This is a genomic window from Mesorhizobium sp. M4A.F.Ca.ET.020.02.1.1 (assembly GCF_004022645.1).
In the GTDB taxonomy this organism is placed as follows: Bacteria; Pseudomonadota; Alphaproteobacteria; order Rhizobiales; family Rhizobiaceae; genus Mesorhizobium.
Window position 1 is genome coordinate 1 of record NZ_RZOI01000801.1, and the last position, 2,583, is coordinate 2,583.

Annotated in this window: 2 protein-coding genes; both read left to right on the top strand. The window is 66.2% G+C overall.

What is annotated here, in order from left to right:
- The first annotated feature begins 200 nt into the window (after positions 1 to 200).
- Positions 201 to 1,604, top strand: coding sequence for a lipopolysaccharide biosynthesis protein (locus EN742_RS31315; RefSeq protein ID WP_128333684.1), 1,404 nt, complete (start codon positions 201 to 203; stop codon positions 1,602 to 1,604).
- On the top strand, positions 1,604 to 2,583 hold a 980-nt coding region (locus EN742_RS31320), incomplete at its 3' end, for a GNAT family N-acetyltransferase (RefSeq protein ID WP_148670387.1). The genes EN742_RS31315 and EN742_RS31320, both read left to right, overlap by 1 nt.

The window sequence follows — 2,583 nt, forward strand, 5'->3', positions numbered from 1 at the left end:
CTCCTCAGCCCACTCCTGCAAACCAATCCGCTTCGCGGCAGCGCGATGCTTAGAAGGGCTGCGCCGCCCCTCATTCGCCTGCCGGCGCCTTCGCCCCGTATAGTGACAGGGAGAAGGAAAGCTCCCCACCCAACCGTTTCTTAATGTGTTTTCGCTAGATCGAAACGCAGGAAAGAGGCGGAAAACGGAGAATAATCGGGGTGCGCTTTTCCGCGGCGACGACTGCCGGGCGGTTATTGCCGCAGCGCTGGGCGCTGCGCGTGAACCCGTTGCTTGGCCGCATCGATGCCGTGCTGTTCACCGCCGACGAGCGCGGCGAGGCCGGCCGCATGTCGCTCATCGCCTTCCCCATCCGCATTATCAGCGCCGTCATCGCTTTCGTCAGCCAGGCGCTGATGGCGCGCTGGATGGGCTCGTTCGAATACGGCATCTTCGTGCTGGTCTGGGTGACGATGGTGATCGTCGGCAACCTCGCCTGCCTCGGCTTCCACACCTCCGTCATCCGCTTCATCCCCGAATATCGCGAGCGCGGCCTGCTCGCCGAACTGCGCGGCATCGTCGTGGCGAGCCGGCTGTTCGTGCTGGTTGCCTCGACGGCCATTGCCGGCCTCGGCGCGCTGGGCGTCTGGCTGTTCTCGCCCTGGATCGAGAACTACTATGTCGTGCCCTTCATCCTCGGCGTCATCTGCCTGCCGATGATCGCGCTGGGCGATCTCCTGCAAGGGCTGGCGCGGGCGAATTCATGGGCGCTGTTCGCGCTGTCGCCGACCTATCTGGTGCGGCCGGTGCTGATCCTGGTGTTCATGGCGCTGATGCTGGCGGCGGGCTACGCGCCCGATGCCAGGACCGCGATCTTCGCCTCGATCGCCGCCAGCTATGCCACCACGATCGGCCAGTTCATGGGCGTCACCGCGCGCATCGACCGCAAGCTCGTGCCCGGTCCGATGAAGGTGCATTTCACGCGATGGTTCATGGTCTCGCTGCCGATCTTCCTGGTCGAGAGCTTCTTCTTCCTGCTGACCAACGCCGACGTGCTGATGGTCGGCGCCTATCTCGATCCGGATGACGTCGCCGTCTATTTCGCTACCGTGAAGACGCTGGCGCTGGTGCATTTCGTCTATTTCGCCGTCAAGGCCGGCGTCGCCCAGCGCTATGCCCAGTTCACCCATGGCGAGCCGGATCGGCTTGCCGCCTTCGCCCGTGAGACGGTGTCGTGGACCTTCTGGCCCTCGCTGCTGATGGCGCTGCTGGTGCTGGCGCTGGGACAGCCGATGCTGGTTCTGTTCGGCCCCGAATTCACCGCCGGCTACCCGCTGCTGTTCCTGCTCGTCTTTGGCGTCGTGGCGCGCGCCGCCGTCGGCCCGTGCGAGAGCCTGCTCACCATGAGCGGCAACCAGAACATCTGCGCCGCCGTCTACGCCATGACGCTCGCCTTCAACATCGGCCTCAACGTCGTGCTGATCCCCTTCTTCCACCTCTGGGGCGCGGCGATCGCCACCAGCCTCGCCATGGTCTTCGAGGCCAGCGCGCTCACCTTCACCGTCTGGCGCAAGCTCGGCATCGTCATGTTGATCTTCGCGACCGCCAGGAAGGGGAACGCCTAATGGCCGCCATCCCGTTGCTTGAGGAAACCAGCGGCGGCCCGGCCGGTGCCATGGTGCAGGGTCTGGCCGGCCTGGCGCGCGACGCCGACCCCGCCCATATCGAGATCCTCGCCAACAACAGGCCCGAGCGCAAGCTCGCCATCTATCCGGCCGCCGCCGGCTTCGACCTGGTCGAGGAACTCGACTATCTCTGCGCCCGCACCGTCGAGCCCAACGTCTTCTTCAATCCGCGTTTCCTCGCGCCGGCCATGCCGAGGCTGGAGGACCGCGAGGTCAAGCTCGCCGTGATCCGCGACGGCGACGAATACCGCAACCGGCTGCGCCTGCTGGTGCCGTTCTCGGTCGAGCGACCGGCCATCCCGCTTGGCGTTCCCGTCATGCGCACTTGGTCGAGCCCGTTCGGCCCGCTCGGCACGCCGCTGGTCGACCGCGACGATCCGGTCGGCGTCATCGAGGATTTCTTCTCGATGCTGTCCAGGCCGCACCTCAAGATGCCGAGGGTCTTCGTGCTGCCCGACATCAGGCTGGACGGACCGGTGGCGAGCCTTTTGACCGCCTTTGCCGAAACGCGCGGCCTGACGATGGTCACCACCGGCAAGATGGATCGCCCGATGCTCGAAAGCGAGGCCGACGGCGAGGACTACCTCAAGGCGTCGCTGCGCTCGCACCACTACCGCGAATTCCGTCGCCTGAAGCGCCGCCTGGCCGATCTTGGCCAGCTCGAGCACATCGTGGCGCGCGGACCGGAAGATATCCGCCACGCTATCGAAAGCTTCCTGACGCTTGAGGCGGCCGGCTGGAAGGGCCGCGAGCGCACCGCCATGGCGATCGACCGCTACCGCGCCGCCTTCGCCCGCGAGGCCGTGCACCGGCTGGCTGAGCACGACCTCTGCCGCATCCACTCGCTGACGCTCGACGGCCGCACCATCGCTTGCCTGATCGTCTTCGTCGAGGCCGGCGTCGCGTACACCTGGAAGAC